The following is a 14,261-nucleotide window of genomic DNA, read 5'->3' as shown; positions in this document are numbered from 1 at the left end:
CGGGGAATCGCACGTCGGCGAACGGACCATCCCACCTCCAAGCCCGATGTAAACCCCTCTGTCCCGATTCGGGCGCGAGTCGTACCCCTTACGGCGCATTGCGGAATCGCCGCAGAGTGGCCGGGCCGGGCATTAGCGGGCCCTTCTTGGTTAGTTTCCCGGCTTGACTGTGCGAAACGACAAGGGGCGCAGGAACACGAGAACGGGTGAACCCGTCGCTCCGGGCGGCGTGTCCGTTGACGGGGCCGGGTGGTCGGCCCACGGGCCCCGGCTGGACCCCGGCGCCCGGCCCGGGCGCCCGACCGGGGTCGTGATCCTCCCCGGCGGGCGGATCGGCGCCGGACCCGTCGCGAGGTCGGCGAGGCCGCCGGGCGGGTGTGCCGTCGCGGCCCCGCCCGGCGGGGGACCGGCCGACCGGTCCGGGGGCGGGCGGAGGCCTGAGGGTGTTCGGACCACCCCCCGGGATGCGGTAATGTTTTCCCTGCACCCGGGCGATTAGCTCAGCGGGAGAGCACTTCGTTCACACCGAAGGGGTCACTGGTTCGATCCCAGTATCGCCCACCGGAATGCGTTGTGATATGTGAGGCCCAGCCGATTATCGGCTGGGCCTCACGTGTATTTCCGGAATCAACCCCGGACCGCCGTCCGTAATCCGGCTGAGGCTCAGTCATCTCCCGTGCGGAGCGCGAGTTCTGCGGATCTGTCGGCCGCCTCCCGGAAGGGGCGAGTTGTACGAAGCCCCCCGAATGGTGCTATGGTTCTTCTCGTTGCCCGGGCGATTAGCTCAGCGGGAGAGCACTTCGTTCACACCGAAGGGGTCACTGGTTCGATCCCAGTATCGCCCACCGGACAGCACGCAGGCCCTGACCAGGAAACCGGTCAGGGCCTGCGGCGCGTTCGGGCCCGGTCGACCGCTACGCCGCCGCCTCGCAGCCGTGTCCGGGCTCCAGCCGGCGGCCGCAGACGCACCGGGCCGGCCGCAGCGGCCAGGACAGGTCCACCCGCTCCGGCACCCCCGAGCGGTCGAACCAGCTCTGCAGCCCGCGCGCCTGCGCCGCGTGCCAGACCGCCTGCCGCAGGTGCAGCTCCGCCGCCGTCAGCCCGCCCAGCGCCGCCGGGTAGCGGGCGCCTATCCGCCGGGTCAGTGCCAGTGCCGCCGTGGCGTCCGCCGCCGCGTCGTGCGCCCCGGCCAGCTCCACGCCGTAGTGGGCGCACAGGTCGGTCAGCGTCCGGCGGCCCTTGCGGTAGCGGTCCACGTGCTTGTCCAGCACCCGCGGATCCAGCACCACCAGTCCGGCGCCGTCCAGCCCGCCGGCGAGCGTCAGCCCGTGGTGGCGGCGCAGTTCCCGGTCCAGCAGCGTCAGATCGTACGGCGCGTTCATCACCACCACCGGGCAGCCGGCCCGCGCCTGGTCCGCCAGCGCCCGGGCGACCTCCGCCACCACCGCGCGGGCCGGCCGGCCGTGCGCCCGGACCCGTTCGTCGGTGATGCCGTGCACCGCCCGGGCGCCGTCCGGGATCGGCACCCCCGGATCGGCGAGCCAGGTGGTGGTCCGCACCGGTGCGCCCGGGGCGGGTTGGACGACCAGGGCGGCCGAGACGATCCGGTCGGTCTCCACGTCCACGCCGGTGGTCTCGGTGTCGAAGGAGGCGAGTGGGCCGGTGTACCAGTGCTGCTGCATGACTGCCCCTCAGGCGTGCGTTCGGCGCGCCCTGGTGATACCCGGTTCTGACGGCCGTTCAACCGTTTGGCCCAGGCCCGACCGGGGATCCTGCCCATGACTGTCCCGTCCGGCTCCGGACGGGCCCGGAGCCGGGGGAGGCCACGGGGCGATGGCACTGACCCAGCCGCAGCCCGAGGGGGCGGCGGCCGTACTACGGGGGAACCTCGCGGTCACCGCCTGCATGGAGACGCTGCAGGTCGGCTACCTGCACGCGGTCGCCGCCGCGGCCGGCTGCTCGCTCTCCCAGCCGTTCCCGGACAACGGCATCGACTGGCACGTCAGCCACGGCTCCCGGGCGCACGAGGTGGACGACGAGGTCACCATCAAGATCCAGCTCAAGGCGACCCAGCAGATCGCGCCCGACCCCGCCGGGCCGTTCTTCAGCTTCACCCTGGACAACGACCACCTGCGCAAGCTCGCCCGCGCCCGGGTCGCCGTCCCGCGCATCCTGGTCGTGATGCTGCTGCCGCGCCGGGTCGACCGCTGGCTCCGCGCCCGCCCGGACGCCCTGGAGCTGCGGCACTGCTGTTACTGGGTCAACCTCGCAGGCCACCCCGTCACCGGCCAACGGCGCACCAACGTCCGGGTGCCCACCGCCAAGGTCTTCGACGACCGCGCGCTCTGCGACATCATGGCCCGGGTCGGCGCGGGCGGCAGCCCGTGACCGCCCGGCCCCGGCAGCGAGGGAGAGCCACCATGACCCTGCCGCACGGACCGGAGGAGCCGAACCCGGCCCTGCCCGACCCGGCCACCGTCGACCCCGCGGTGCTCGCCACCCTGCTCGCCCGGCACGGCTGGGTCCGGCGCGGCGGCCCCGCCGCCCGGTACGGCCGCTGGACCCCGCCCGACGGCGAGGCCGGCACCAGCCTCCTCGTCCCCGCCGGGGACGGCTTCGACGACGCCGTCGAACTCCTCACCGACGCCGTCACCGCGCTCTCCCGCTCCCGCACCCCCACCGCCCGCTCGATCCTGCTCGCCCTCGCCGTCCCCGGCGACGAACTGCGCTGGCGCCGGGAACTGCCCGGCCCGGCCGACGCCGTCCCCTGGGACGAGGCCGAACGGCTCCGGCAGGCGGCACGGGCGATGCTCGCCGCCGGGGCCAAGGCCGGACGGACCAGGGCCGCCTACTTCGGCGCCCGGCTGGACGGCCTCGCCGAGGACTTCCTGGACCGCGTGCTCGTCGTCGAACAGGGCGCCGTCCTCACCGCCCACACCCCCGCCCCCGAGGGCCGGGCCGCCGTCACCACCCTGGTCCGCGCCCTGGAGGCGCTGCGCGACGCGGTCGACTACCGCCGGGTCAGCGGTGGGCCCGAGGCCTTCGAGAACGCCGTCCAGGCCGGAGTCAGCCGGGAGCTCGTCCAGTCCGTCGACGAACTGGTCCGCGGCGCGACCGCGGCCCGGCTCACCGTCGCCTGGTCGCCCGCCGCCGGGACCCCGGGCGGCTTCGGCGACCGCCGGATCGAGCTCGACTTCTCGCCCGGCGACCTGCCCGCCCTCGCCGAGGCCGCCGACCTGCTGGAACGGATCGAACCCGCCGTCGACGTCACCGTGGTCGGCCTGGTCGTCCGGCTCAAGCGCGCCGACCCGGCCGGACCGGGCACCGTACGGCTGCGGGTGCTCGGCGGCGCCGAGGTCCGCGAGCTCAAGCTCCGCCTGCCCGACCCCGACTACCGGCTCGCCGCCGAGGCCCACCTGGCCGGCGCCCCGGTACGGGTCTCCGGCCGCCTGGACCGGCGCGACGGCTTCCGCACGCTGACCAGGCCGCACGGCCTGGAGCTCCGCGGCTGGGAGGAGGGCGACCGCGAGCGGCTGCTCAAGGGGCTCCAGGACGGAGGAGAGGACGGGGGAGAAGGGGCGTAGGTGGACGGCGGGGGCGGCGCTCTCGGTACCATCGTCACGCGCAGCGCAGTGTTGCGTCCTCTGAAATCCAGCACGTCAGGAGAGACCGGTGACGGACGTCCGGGTAATCATCAGCCGCGAACCCGATCGGGAAGAGCGCGTGGTGACGACGGGCACCACGGCCGCCGAGCTCTTCGCCGACGACCGCTCGATCATCGCCGCCCGCGTCGGCGGCCAGCTCAAGGACCTCGCCCACGTCCTCCAGGACGGCGACGAGGTCGAGCCGGTCGCGATCGGCAGCAAGGACGGCCTCGACATCCTGCGCCACTCCACCGCGCACGTCATGGCCCAGGCCGTGCAGCAGCTCTTCCCCGAGGCCAAGCTCGGCATCGGCCCGCCGGTCAAGGACGGCTTCTACTACGACTTCGACGTCGAGAAGCCCTTCCACCCCGATGACCTCAAGGCCATCGAGAAGAAGATGCAGGAGATCATCAAGCGCGGGCAGAAGTTCTCCCGCCGCGTGGTCACCGACGAGTCCGCCCGCGAGGAGCTGGCCGCCGAGCCGTACAAGCTCGAACTGATCGGTCTCAAGGGCTCCGCCGCCACCGCCGGCGAGGGCGCCGACGTCGAGGTCGGCGCCGGCGAGCTCACCATCTACGACAACCTGGACGCCAAGAGCGGCGAGCAGTGCTGGGGCGACCTCTGCCGCGGCCCGCACCTGCCCAGCACCCGGCACATCCCGGCGTTCAAGCTGATGCGCAACGCGGCCGCCTACTGGCGCGGCAGCGAGAAGAACCCGATGCTGCAGCGCATCTACGGCACCGCCTGGCCGACCAAGGACGAGCTCAAGGCCCACCTCGACTTCCTCGTCGAGGCCGAGAAGCGCGACCACCGCAAGCTCGGCAACGAGCTCGACCTCTTCTCCATCCCCGAGGAGATCGGCTCCGGCCTCGCCGTCTTCCACCCCAAGGGCGGCATCATCCGCCGCGCCATGGAGGACTACTCGCGCAAGCGGCACGAGGAGGAGGGCTACGAGTTCGTCTACACCCCGCACGCCACCAAGGGGAAGCTCTTCGAGAAGAGCGGCCACCTCGACTGGTACGCGGACGGTATGTACCCGCCCATGCAGCTCGACGAGGGCGTGGACTACTACCTCAAGCCGATGAACTGCCCGATGCACAACCTGATCTTCGACGCGCGCGGCCGCTCGTACCGTGAACTGCCGCTGCGCCTCTTCGAGTTCGGGACGGTGTACCGCTACGAGAAGTCCGGCGTGGTCCACGGTCTCACCCGTGCCCGCGGCTTCACGCAGGACGACGCGCACATCTACTGCACCCGTGAGCAGATGGCGGAGGAGCTCGACTCGACGCTCACCTTCGTGCTCAACCTCCTCCGCGACTACGGTCTGACCGACTTCTACCTGGAGCTGTCGACCAAGGACCCGGAGAAGTTCGTCGGCAGCGACGAGACCTGGGAGGAGGCCACCCGCGTCCTGGCGAGCGTGGCCGAGAAGCAGGGTCTGCCGCTGGTGCCGGACCCGGGCGGCGCGGCCTTCTACGGCCCGAAGATCTCGGTGCAGGCCAAGGACGCCATCGGCCGGACCTGGCAGATGTCGACCATCCAGCTGGACTTCAACCTGCCCGAGCGCTTCGATCTGGAGTACACCGCCGCGGACGGCTCGCGTCAGCGGCCGGTCATGATCCACCGTGCGCTCTTCGGTTCGATCGAGCGCTTCTTCGCGGTGCTGCTGGAGCACTACGCCGGCGCCATGCCGCCGTGGCTGGCCCCGGTCACCGTGACCGGCATCCCGATCACCGACGAGCACGTGCCGTACCTGCTGGAGGTCGCGGCCGAGCTCAGGAAGCACGGGATCCGGGTCGAGGTGGACACCTCGGACGACCGCATGCAGAAGAAGATCAGGAACGCCCAGAAGACCAAGGTCCCGTTCATGCTCATCGCGGGCAACGACGACGTCGAGGCCGGTGCCGTCTCCTTCCGCTACCGCAACGGCGAGCAGAAGAACGGCGTCCCGGTGGCGGACGCCGTCCAGGAGATCGTGGACGCGGTGAAGAACCGCATCCAGGTGTGACGCCGTAGTCGGACCATCACGCGCGGGGCAGGCTCTCCAAGAGTCTGCCCCGCGCGGCTTTGCAAGCACCGTCGGGCGAATATGCTGATCAGCATGACGACTGAGCCGGAACTGCAGCGGGGTGTCGGTGAGCCGGACGGCTTCCGCCGCCTGTGGACCCCCCATCGGATGGCGTACATCCAGGGTGAGAACAAGCCCACCGGCCCGGCTCCGGACGACGGTTGTCCGTTCTGCTCGATCCCGTCGCTGACCGACGAGGAGGGGCTGATCATCGCCCGGGGGAGTGCCGTGTTCGCGGTGCTGAACCTGTACCCGTACAACGGCGGGCACCTCATGGTGGTCCCGTACCGGCACGTGGCCGACTACACCGACCTGGACGGCGCGGAGACGGCCGAGCTGGCCGACTTCACCAAGAAGGCCATGACCGCGCTGCGCGCCGCCTCCGGGGCGCACGGGTTCAACATCGGGATGAACCAGGGCGCGGCGGCCGGTGCCGGGATCGCGGCGCACCTGCACCAGCACGTGGTGCCGCGCTGGGGCGGGGACACCAACTTCATGCCGGTGGTCGGCCACACCAAGGTGCTGCCGCAGCTGCTGGCGGACACCCGGAAGATGCTGGCCGAGGTCTGGCCGCAGGGCTGATCCGCCGAGCACGCGTCCGGGACGGGCGCGCGTACGAAAGGGGCCTGCCCGCCGAGGAGTTCGGCGGGCAGGCCCCTTTCGCGTGCGTGCCGGTCAGCCGGCGTTGAACTCGTCGACCTTGTACGGCCGGGTGCCCTGCGCCTCGGACTTGATGATCGAGGTGCGGGTCTTGAAGAAGCGGTCGGCGTCCAGGTCGTGCTCCTGGAGGAACTCCAGGGTGGCGGAGTGCACCGCGTTGAGCACCGGGACGGACGCGTTGAGCGCGTTGTCGACCATGGAGCGGTTGTTCCACGCGGTGCCGACCCAGGCGTGCCGCAGGCCGAAGGGCTCGGGCAGGCCGAGGCCGCCGCCCAGCCAGCCGAGCAGGCCGGGCATCCGGTGGAAGGGGGCGCGGACGGCCTGGCGGACGACCTCGTCGTTGTCGATCAGGGGGAGCTTGACGGTGCGCTCCTCCCAGAACTTCACGGTCTTGGCGACCGACTTCTCCTTGTCCTTGGGCTTGTCGAAGAAGACGCCCTTGACCGGGCCGAGCGCGTATCCGGCCACCGAGATGCTCAGGACGTTGGCCAGCAGGGTCACCGTGACGGTGAAGGTGATGATCAGCTTGCCGTCGTGGGTGATGAACTGGGTGGCCAGATAGTGCCGGGGGCCGCCGGGGAAGGTCTGCTTGTCGGCGATGCTCTGCACGGCGAAGTCGCGCATCCGGTCGCCGTCCATGTCGGCGCTGCCGGGGCGGCTGATCTCGTCGGCGCCCTCGCTGACGTCGAAGACGACCCACTGCTTGATGTGGACGTTGGGGATGCCGCTGTTGGCGACGTGGCTGACGCCGAGGCCCTTGAGGTGGGCCGAGATCCGGCGGACCAGGTCCCAGGGGTGGAACGCGCGGAAGTCGGCGTGGCCCTCGGCGGGGTGCAGGGTGTCGGCCAGGCGCCACTCGCCCCAGCGGCGGCCGGCGCCCAGGATGCCCTTGGGGCCGGCGTAGTGGTGGACGTTGGTCTCCTGCTCCGCGTCCAGGCGGCCGAGCTTGTCGCGCAGCTCGTTGGCCTTCTTGTCCAGGTCGTCGCGGGGGACGGCCTTGGCCACGGTGGCGGCGACCGCGCTGCCCCCGACCAGGTCCTGCCAGCGGGAGCGCAGGTCCACGGCGGAGCGCTCGACGATCCGGCGGGCGAGGTACCAGCCGATGACCGGGGCGAGCATGGTGATCCGCAGGTAGATGCCGAGGAACCCGGCGGCCGGCGGGCGGAACAGGAGCAGCGCGGCGAGCGCGGCCGCCCCGATGAGGGCGAGCGCTCCGTAGGCGTCGGCGCCGCGGGTGTTGTCCCGCTTGAGCCAGGCGCGCAGTTGGAAGGCGCCGAGCCAGATCAGGGTGCCGGGGAGGAAGAGCAGGCCAGTGACGACGGTGACGGTGCTGAGCTGTCGGTCGCGGGCGTTGCGCAGTTCCTCGGCGGCCAGGCAGTGCTCGACGACCTGGCGGGTGTCGACACCGAAGGCCGGGACGAGGGGCTTGCGGTCGCCGCCCAGGGCCCGGGAGATCAGCGCCTTGCTGAAGGCCTCGCCGATATTGGGGCGGAAGAGCGCGAAGCGGCCCTTCTTCTCCTTGGCGTCGGCGACGTCGGCGACGAACTTGTTGACCTCGCCGTCGCGGTAGGCGGCCGAGGAGAGCGCCTGGGTGACGGCGGTCTGCGGGCCGGCGTCGGTCCGGGGTATCTGCGCACCCGGGGTCATGTCGAGTGTGGTCACGGTGGCGTCCCCTCCTCCCCTTGTCAGCGGCAGGGTACCGTGCCGCGGCACCCCTGCGCCGATGATCGTCTGAAGTACCGTCACGATCGAGCCGCATGCGGCCTGAGAGGCATGATGCCCAGGTTCGGTCGGCTCGATACCCGTCCGTACCGGCCGGATCGGGGTGGGGCAGGATGATGGTGGGAGCGAGGAAGGGAGCCGCCGTGAAGGATCCGGTGCTGGTTTTCGACGGGGACTGCGCGTTCTGTTCGTCCTGCGTGCGGTGGGCCGAGCGGTACCTGCGGCAGACGCTGGCCTCGGGGGGCTGGGAGGCGGAGCCGTTCCAGTTCGCGGACCTTCCGGCGCTGGACGCGCTGGCGGGCGGCGGGGGATCGGTGTCGGCCGAGCGGGCCGAGCGCGAGGTGCTGTGGGTGACTCCGGCGGGCCGGGTGTACGGGGGCGCGCAGGCGGTTGCGCGGCTGCTGATGCGCTCCGGTGGGCCGTGGGCGTACCTGGGCGCCGTGTTGACGTTGGCGCCGGTGCGGCCGGTGGCGGCGCTGGCGTACCGCTGGGTGGCGCGCAACCGGCACCGGATGCCGGGGGGTACGGCGGCGTGTGCGCTGTCGGCCCGGAAGGCGGCTCAGTCGGTGTAGCGGTCGGCCAGGGCGGCCGGCATGGGTTCGTGGCGCAGGTAGGCGCGGGAGAACTCGGCGGTGCCGTGGGTGATCGAGCGCAGGTCGATCGGGTAGCGGACGAGTTCGAGCTCGGGGACCTCGGCGCGCAGCAGGGTGAGGCCGGGGCCGCCGGTCTCGGTGCCGAGGACGCGGCCCCGGCGGGCGGAGAGGTCGCCGAGGACGGCGCCGAGGTAGTCGTCGGGCAGCAGGACGCTGACCGCGGCGACGGGTTCGAGCAGGCGGATGACGGCGTGCTCGGCGGCGTCGCGCAGGGCGAGGGCGGCGGCGTTCTGGAAGGCGGCGTCGGAGGAGTCGACGGAGTGCGCCTTGCCGTCGGTGAGGGTGACCCGGATGTCGACGAGCGGGTGGCCGGTGCCGACGCCCTTGGCGAGTTGGGCGCGGACGCCCTTCTCGACGGAGGGGATGAAGTGCTTGGGGACGGCGCCGCCGACGACGTGTTCCTGGAACTCGAAGCCGGAGCCGGCCGGGAGGGGTTCGACTTCGAGGTCGCAGATGGCGTACTGGCCGTGGCCGCCGGACTGTTTGACCAGGCGGCCGTGGCCGGCGGCGGCGGTGCCGAAGGTCTCGCGCAGGGCGACCAGGGGTTCGACGGTGTCGACGTGGACGCCGTGGCGGGTGCGCAGCCGGTCGAGGACGACCTCGGCGTGGGCCTCGCCGGTGCACCAGAGGACGAGTTGGTGGGTGTCGGGGTTCTGTTCCAGGCGTAGTGCCGGGTCCTCGGCGGTGAGGCGGGTGAGGGCCTGGGAGAGCTTGTCGTCGTCGGCCTTGCTGTGGGCTTCGACGGCGATGGGCAGCAGGGGTTCGGGGAGGGTCCAGCCGTCGAGTTCCACGGGGTGGCCGGGGTCGTGGATGGTGTCGCCGGCGCGGGCGGTGGTGAGTTTGGCGGCGCAGACGAGGTCGCCGGCGAGGGCGTGCGGGACGGGGCGCTGGAGCCTGCCGAAGGGGCTGGTGAGGGTGGTGACGCGTTCCTCGCCGTTCTGGTCGGCGGTGTGGGCGGGGCCGGCGAGGTGGATCCGGGTGTCGGGGCGCAGGGTGCCGGCGTACAGGCGCAGCAGGCTGATCCGGCCGACGTAGGCGTCGCCGGTGACGCGTACGACCTGGGCGGCGAGCGGGGCGTCGGGGTCGCAGTCGGGGGCGGGGCGGGTGCGTTCGGTGGGGTCGGGGAAGGTGTGGGCGATGAGGTCGAGCAGTTCGGTGGCGCCGAGGCCGTTCTCGCTGGTGGGGACGGCGGGGTGGAGGGTGCAGTCGAGGACTTCGCGGCGCAGGCCGGCTTCGAGGGCGTCGGTGTCGAGGGTGTCGCCGGCGAGGTAGCGCTCCATGAGGGTGTCGTCCTGGCCGGAGATGGCCTCGACGAGGCTGTCGTGGGCGGGGCCGGTGTCGGGGAGCGGGTCGGTGTCGCCGTAGGTGTCGCCGGTGAGCAGGTCGACGCTGCCGTCGGGGTGTCCGTCGTGGAGGACGGGCAGGAAGAGCGGGCGGAGGGTGTCGGGGCCCAGGCCGAAGGCGTCGTGGCAGGCGGTGAGGATGTCCTCGAAGCCGGTGCGGGCGAGGTCGAGTTTGGCGACGGCGATGGCGCGCGGGATGCCTTCGGCGGCGCATTCGCGCCAGAGGGCGCGGGTGGGCGCGGTGACCGGGTCGGTGGCGGAGACGACGAAGACGGCGGCGTCCGCGGCGTGGAGGGCGGCGCGCAGGTCGGCGGTGAAGTCGGGGTGGCCGGGCGGGTCGATCAGGTTGATCTTGACGCCCTTCCATTCGAGCGGGAGCAGGGAGAGCTGGACGGAGCGCTGCTGCTGGTGCTCGATCTCCTCGTGGTCGGAGACGGTGGTGCCGTCGGTGACGCGTCCGGCGCGGCCGGTGGCGCCGGCGGCGAGGGCGAGGGATTCGGCGAGGGTGGTCTTGCCCACACCGCTGGGGCCGATGAGGACGACGTTGCGCAGGTCCCGGGGGCCGGTGACGGTGGGCGCCTGGTTGGCGCGGGCCGTGCTGCGGTCGGGCATCGGGGTCTCCTCCCGTCGCGCCGGGGCTGTCCTTGGCAGTTTAGGGTCGGGGTCCGGCGGGCGCGTGTCGTACGGGCGATCGGTGACCGTGCGTGTGTGCGGTGTGGCTGGTGTGCCGTCGGGCGGTGCGTGCGCCGGAGCGTGTCGTCGGCGTGGCTACGATGGGTGCGCCGGGCGTGCTCATTCGTCCGGACGCCTGCTGCGCGTGCTGCGCCAGGTGGGTATCTGGGAGATCGGAGCGGCTGGGAAGGCCATGCTCAACAAATACGCGCGTGCCTTCTTCACACGTGTTCTGACCCCGTTCGCCGCGTTCCTGATCCGTCTGGGCGTGAGTCCGGACGCCGTGACGCTGATCGGTACCGCCGGTTCGGTGGCCGGTGCGCTGGTGTTCTTCCCCCGCGGGGAGTTCTTCTGGGGCACCATCACGATCACGCTGTTCATCTTCTCGGACCTGGTGGACGGGAACATGGCCCGCCAGCTGGGCCGGAGCACCAAGTGGGGCGCGTTCCTGGACTCCACCCTGGACAGGGTCGCGGACGCGGCCATCTTCGGCGGCCTGGCGATGTGGTACGCGGGCAAGGGTGACAACAACCTGCTGTGCGCGGTGGCGATCTTCTGCCTGGCGAGCGGCCTGGTGGTGTCGTACACCAAGGCGCGGGCGCAGAGCCAGGGCCTGCCGTGCGACGTGTCGGGGCTGGTGGAGCGGGCCGAGCGGCTGGTGATCAGCCTGGTGGCGGCCGGGGTCGCGGGCCTGCACGTGTTCGGGGTGCCGTACGTGGAGTGGCTGCTGCCGGTGGCGCTGTGGCTGGTGGCGGTGGGCAGCCTGGTGACGGTGTTCCAGCGGATGCTGACCGTGCGCCGGGAGGCGTTCGAGGCCGACCGAGCGGCGGCCGGGAGCTGATGGGGGGCGTCCTGCGGTGACGGACCGACTGGTGTACTGGGCGTACGCGCTGGGGTGGGCGGTGCTGAAGCACCTGCCGGAGCCGGTGGCGCGGGCGCTGTTCGACGGCCTGGCGGACTACGCGTGGCGCAGGCGCGGCAAGCGGGTGCTCCAGCTGGAGGCGAACCTGCGCCGGGTCCGTCCGGAGCTGGACGGGGCCGCGCTGCGGTCGCTGTCCCGGGCCGGGATGCGGTCGTACCTGCGGTACTGGATGGAGTCCTTCCGGCTCCCGGTGTGGAGCCGGGCCAGGATCGCCCGGGACGTCCAGGTGGAGGGCTTCGAGCACCTGCGCGAGGTGCTGGAGGCCGGGCGGGGCGCGGTGATAGCCCTGCCGCACATGGGCAACTGGGACCTGGCGGGCACCTGGGTGGCGCAGCAGGGCTACCCGTTCACCACGGTCGCGGAGCGGTTGAAGCCGGAGCGGCTGTTCGACCGGTTCGTGGCGTTCCGGGAGGGCCAGGGCATGGAGGTCCTGGCACTGACCGGTGGCGGGGTGAACGTGATCGGCACGCTGGCGCGGCGGCTGCGCGAGGGACGGCTGGTCTGCCTGGTGGGCGACCGGGACCTCTCGGACGCGGGCATCGAGGTGTCGTTCTTCGGTGAGGCGACCCGAATGCCGGCCGGTCCGGCGGCGCTGTGCCAGCGGACCGGGGCGGCGCTGCTGCCGGTGACGCTCTGGTACGACGGTCCGGTGATGCGGGGGCGGATCCACCCCGAGGTGGTGGCGCCCGAGGAGGGCGACCGCAAGGCGAAGACCCTGGCGATGACCCAGGCGATGGCGGACGTGTGGGAGCGGGGGATCGCCGAGCACCCGCAGGACTGGCACATGCTGCAGAAGTTCTGGCTGGCCGACCTGCCGGCCCGTGAGACGGTGAAGGGGACGACCGCGCGGCCGGGTGCGGCGGTCCGGTCCGCGGAGCCCGCGGCCGAGGCCCCCGGGGCCTGAGCCCGCCCGTACAACCTGCCCGAAGGAGCTTGAGGAACCCGTGAAGATCGGCATCGTCTGCCCGTACGACTGGGACGTCCCCGGCGGGGTGCAGTTCCACATCCGGGACCTGGCCGAGCACCTGATCGGTCTGGGCCACACGGTGTCGGTGCTGGCGCCGGCCGAGGACGACGAGGCGCTGCCGCCGTACGTGGTCTCGGCCGGGCGGGCGGTGGCGGTGCCGTACAACGGGTCGGTGGCGCGGCTGAGCTTCGGGATCCTGTCGGCGGCGCGGGTGCGGCGATGGCTGCACGAGGGGCGCTTCGACATCCTGCACGTGCACGAGCCGGCCTCGCCGAGCCTGTCGATGCTGGCGGCCTGGTCGGCGACCGGGCCGATGGTGGGCACCTTCCACACCTCGAACCCGCGTTCGCGGGCGATGATCGCGGCCTCGCCGATCCTGCAGCCGGGCCTGGAGAAGATGCGGGCGCGGATCGCGGTGTCGGAGTACGCCCGGCGCACCCTGGTGGAGCACCTGGGCGGGGACGCGGTGGTGATCCCGAACGGCGTGGACGTCGGCTTCTTCGCGGAGGCCGAGCCGGACGAGCGCTGGACCGGTGGCGCGGCGTCGGGGGAGCCGGGCACGATCGGCTTCATCGGCCGGATCAACGAGCCGCGCAAGGGCCTGCCGACGCTGCTGGCGGCGCTGCCGCGGATCCTGGCCGAGCGGCCGGGGGTGCGGCTGCTGGTGGCGGGCAAGGGCGACGAGGAGGAGGCCGTCGCGGGCCTGGCGCCCGAGGTCCGCGCGCAGGTGGAGTTCCTCGGGATGGTGTCCGACCGGGAGAAGGCGCGGCTGCTGCGCAGCGTGGACCTGTACGTGGCGCCGAACACCGGTGGCGAGAGCTTCGGGATCATCCTGGTCGAGGCGATGTCGGCGGGCGCGCCGGTGCTGGCCAGCGATCTGGACGCGTTCAAGCAGGTGCTGGACGGCGGGGACGCGGGCGAGCTGTTCCCGGTGGAGGACGCGGACGCGCTGGCCCGTACGGCGCTGCGGCTGCTGGGGGATCCGGCGCGGCTGGCGGAGCTGCGGTCGGCGGCCTCGCGGCACGTGCGGCGCTTCGACTGGTCGACCGTCGGCGCGGACATCCTGGCCGTGTACGAGACGGTGACGGCCGGGGAGGCGGTGGCGGTCCAGGAGGACGTGCGCAGCGGTCGGCGCGGCCGGTTCGGTCTGGCCCGGGACTGATCGGCGGCGTTAGGGTCGGGCGACCGCGTCACCGCTATTCATGGGGGCAACCGATGCCGCAGATTTCCGTCGACTACTCGGCCGGCCTGACCGGGACCTTCGACCGCCGGGGGCTGGGTCTGGCGATCAACCGGCTCACGGAGGAGACCATCGGCGCGAAGCCGGAGTCCTGCAAGACGGTGTTCCGGCCGAACGAGGAGCTGGTGGTGGGCACCAGCGGGGTCGCCGGCGACGCCCAGGTGTTCGTCGAGTTCCAGATCTTCCCGGGCCGTGCGCCGGAGGCCAGGACGGCGCTGAGCGAGGGCGTGCTGGCGCTGGTGGCCGAGTACGTCCGGCCGAAGCCGGGCACCCGGCTGTTCACCGCGGTGAGCGTCACCGAGATCGACGACAAGGCCTACCGGAGCGCGACCGCCCAGGGCTGAGATCGTGACACCCGGTAACGTAGCGG

General features: G+C 72.3%; 12 protein-coding genes and 2 tRNA genes. 11 read left to right on the top strand and 3 right to left on the bottom strand.

Going from position 1 to position 14,261, the window contains the following annotated elements; translation table 11 throughout:
* Positions 1-489: 489 nt before the first annotated feature.
* Together RZ50_RS22240 and RZ50_RS22235 are read left to right on the top strand one after the other, a co-directional pair.
* Positions 490-561, top strand: a tRNA-Val gene (locus RZ50_RS22240).
* A gap of 212 nt (positions 562-773) precedes the next feature.
* Positions 774-845: transfer RNA gene (locus tag RZ50_RS22235), tRNA-Val, on the top strand.
* Between the two features lie 69 nt (positions 846-914).
* Here the strand turns inward: RZ50_RS22235 and RZ50_RS22230 are convergent.
* On the bottom strand, positions 915-1,682 hold the full coding sequence (locus RZ50_RS22230; RefSeq protein ID WP_196952255.1) for an exonuclease domain-containing protein: 768 nt from the start codon (positions 1,680-1,682) through the stop codon (positions 915-917).
* A gap of 151 nt (positions 1,683-1,833) precedes the next feature.
* On the opposite strand from RZ50_RS22230, the gene RZ50_RS22225 reads away from it, so the two are divergent.
* From RZ50_RS22225 to RZ50_RS22210, 4 genes are all read left to right on the top strand, one after another.
* Complete coding sequence (locus RZ50_RS22225) at positions 1,834-2,388, top strand: DUF4365 domain-containing protein (RefSeq protein ID WP_196952254.1); 555 nt, start codon at positions 1,834-1,836, stop codon at positions 2,386-2,388.
* Between the two features lie 32 nt (positions 2,389-2,420).
* Positions 2,421-3,584 (top strand): hypothetical protein, encoded by a 1,164-nt coding sequence (locus RZ50_RS22220; RefSeq protein WP_196952253.1) that lies wholly within the window; start codon positions 2,421-2,423, stop codon positions 3,582-3,584.
* 88 nt (positions 3,585-3,672) lie between these two features.
* Positions 3,673-5,652: a threonine--tRNA ligase gene (gene thrS, locus RZ50_RS22215; protein WP_196952252.1), complete on the top strand. Its 1,980-nt coding sequence runs from the start codon at positions 3,673-3,675 to the stop codon at positions 5,650-5,652.
* 81 nt (positions 5,653-5,733) lie between these two features.
* Positions 5,734-6,294 (top strand): HIT domain-containing protein, encoded by a 561-nt coding sequence (locus tag RZ50_RS22210; RefSeq protein ID WP_196952251.1) that lies wholly within the window; start codon positions 5,734-5,736, stop codon positions 6,292-6,294.
* Between the two features lie 93 nt (positions 6,295-6,387).
* Here the strand turns inward: RZ50_RS22210 and RZ50_RS22205 are convergent, their stop codons facing one another.
* Positions 6,388-8,034: a hypothetical protein gene (locus RZ50_RS22205; RefSeq protein WP_196952250.1), complete on the bottom strand. Its 1,647-nt coding sequence runs from the start codon at positions 8,032-8,034 to the stop codon at positions 6,388-6,390.
* A gap of 203 nt (positions 8,035-8,237) precedes the next feature.
* On the opposite strand from RZ50_RS22205, the gene RZ50_RS22200 reads away from it, so the two are divergent.
* Positions 8,238-8,666 carry a DUF393 domain-containing protein gene (locus RZ50_RS22200; protein WP_308272045.1) on the top strand — a complete coding sequence of 143 codons (429 nt, stop codon included), beginning with the start codon at positions 8,238-8,240 and terminating at the stop codon, positions 8,664-8,666.
* On the opposite strand, the gene RZ50_RS22195 is transcribed toward RZ50_RS22200, so the two are convergent.
* On the bottom strand, positions 8,654-10,702 hold the full coding sequence (locus tag RZ50_RS22195) for an elongation factor G-like protein EF-G2 (protein ID WP_196952249.1): 2,049 nt from the start codon (positions 10,700-10,702) through the stop codon (positions 8,654-8,656). The genes RZ50_RS22200 and RZ50_RS22195 overlap by 13 nt on opposite strands.
* Positions 10,703-10,955: 253 nt before the next feature.
* On the opposite strand from RZ50_RS22195, the gene pgsA reads away from it, so the two are divergent.
* The 4 genes from pgsA to RZ50_RS22175 are packed head-to-tail and all read left to right on the top strand — an operon-like array spanning position 10,956 to position 14,235.
* Positions 10,956-11,603 carry a phosphatidylinositol phosphate synthase gene (pgsA, locus tag RZ50_RS22190; protein ID WP_196952248.1) on the top strand — a complete coding sequence of 216 codons (648 nt, stop codon included), beginning with the start codon at positions 10,956-10,958 and terminating at the stop codon, positions 11,601-11,603.
* Positions 11,604-11,619: 16 nt separating this feature from the next.
* On the top strand, positions 11,620-12,588 hold the full coding sequence (locus tag RZ50_RS22185; protein WP_308272043.1) for a phosphatidylinositol mannoside acyltransferase: 969 nt from the start codon (positions 11,620-11,622) through the stop codon (positions 12,586-12,588).
* A 40-nt stretch (positions 12,589-12,628) separates the two neighbouring features.
* The gene (locus tag RZ50_RS22180; protein WP_196952247.1) at positions 12,629-13,813 is read left to right on the top strand and encodes a glycosyltransferase family 4 protein; all 1,185 of its coding nucleotides are present in this window, start codon (positions 12,629-12,631) and stop codon (positions 13,811-13,813) included.
* Positions 13,814-13,866: 53 nt separating this feature from the next.
* On the top strand, positions 13,867-14,235 hold the full coding sequence (locus RZ50_RS22175) for a 5-carboxymethyl-2-hydroxymuconate Delta-isomerase (protein WP_196952246.1): 369 nt from the start codon (positions 13,867-13,869) through the stop codon (positions 14,233-14,235).
* Positions 14,236-14,261 lie beyond the last annotated feature (26 nt).

This window comes from Kitasatospora sp. SUK 42 (genome assembly GCF_015776785.2).
Taxonomy (GTDB): Bacteria; Actinomycetota; Actinomycetes; order Streptomycetales; family Streptomycetaceae; genus Kitasatospora.
Note: the sequence above shows the minus strand (reverse complement) of the source record. Positions and strands in the feature narration are given on the sequence as shown.

Excerpts from the sequence above, each read along its gene's own strand:
- RZ50_RS22210 (WP_196952251.1), top strand. The coding sequence starts at position 5,734 with ATGCTGATCAGCATGACGACTGAGCCGGAACTGCAGCGGGGTGTCGGT.
- RZ50_RS22175 (WP_196952246.1), top strand. The coding sequence starts at position 13,867 with ATGCCGCAGATTTCCGTCGACTACTCGGCCGGCCTGACCGGGACCTTC.
- RZ50_RS22220 (WP_196952253.1), top strand. The coding sequence starts at position 2,421 with ATGACCCTGCCGCACGGACCGGAGGAGCCGAACCCGGCCCTGCCCGAC.
- RZ50_RS22225 (WP_196952254.1), top strand. The coding sequence starts at position 1,834 with ATGGCACTGACCCAGCCGCAGCCCGAGGGGGCGGCGGCCGTACTACGG.
- pgsA (WP_196952248.1), top strand. The coding sequence starts at position 10,956 with ATGCTCAACAAATACGCGCGTGCCTTCTTCACACGTGTTCTGACCCCG.
- RZ50_RS22195 (WP_196952249.1), bottom strand. The coding sequence starts at position 10,702 with ATGCCCGACCGCAGCACGGCCCGCGCCAACCAGGCGCCCACCGTCACC.
- RZ50_RS22230 (WP_196952255.1), bottom strand. The coding sequence starts at position 1,682 with ATGCAGCAGCACTGGTACACCGGCCCACTCGCCTCCTTCGACACCGAG.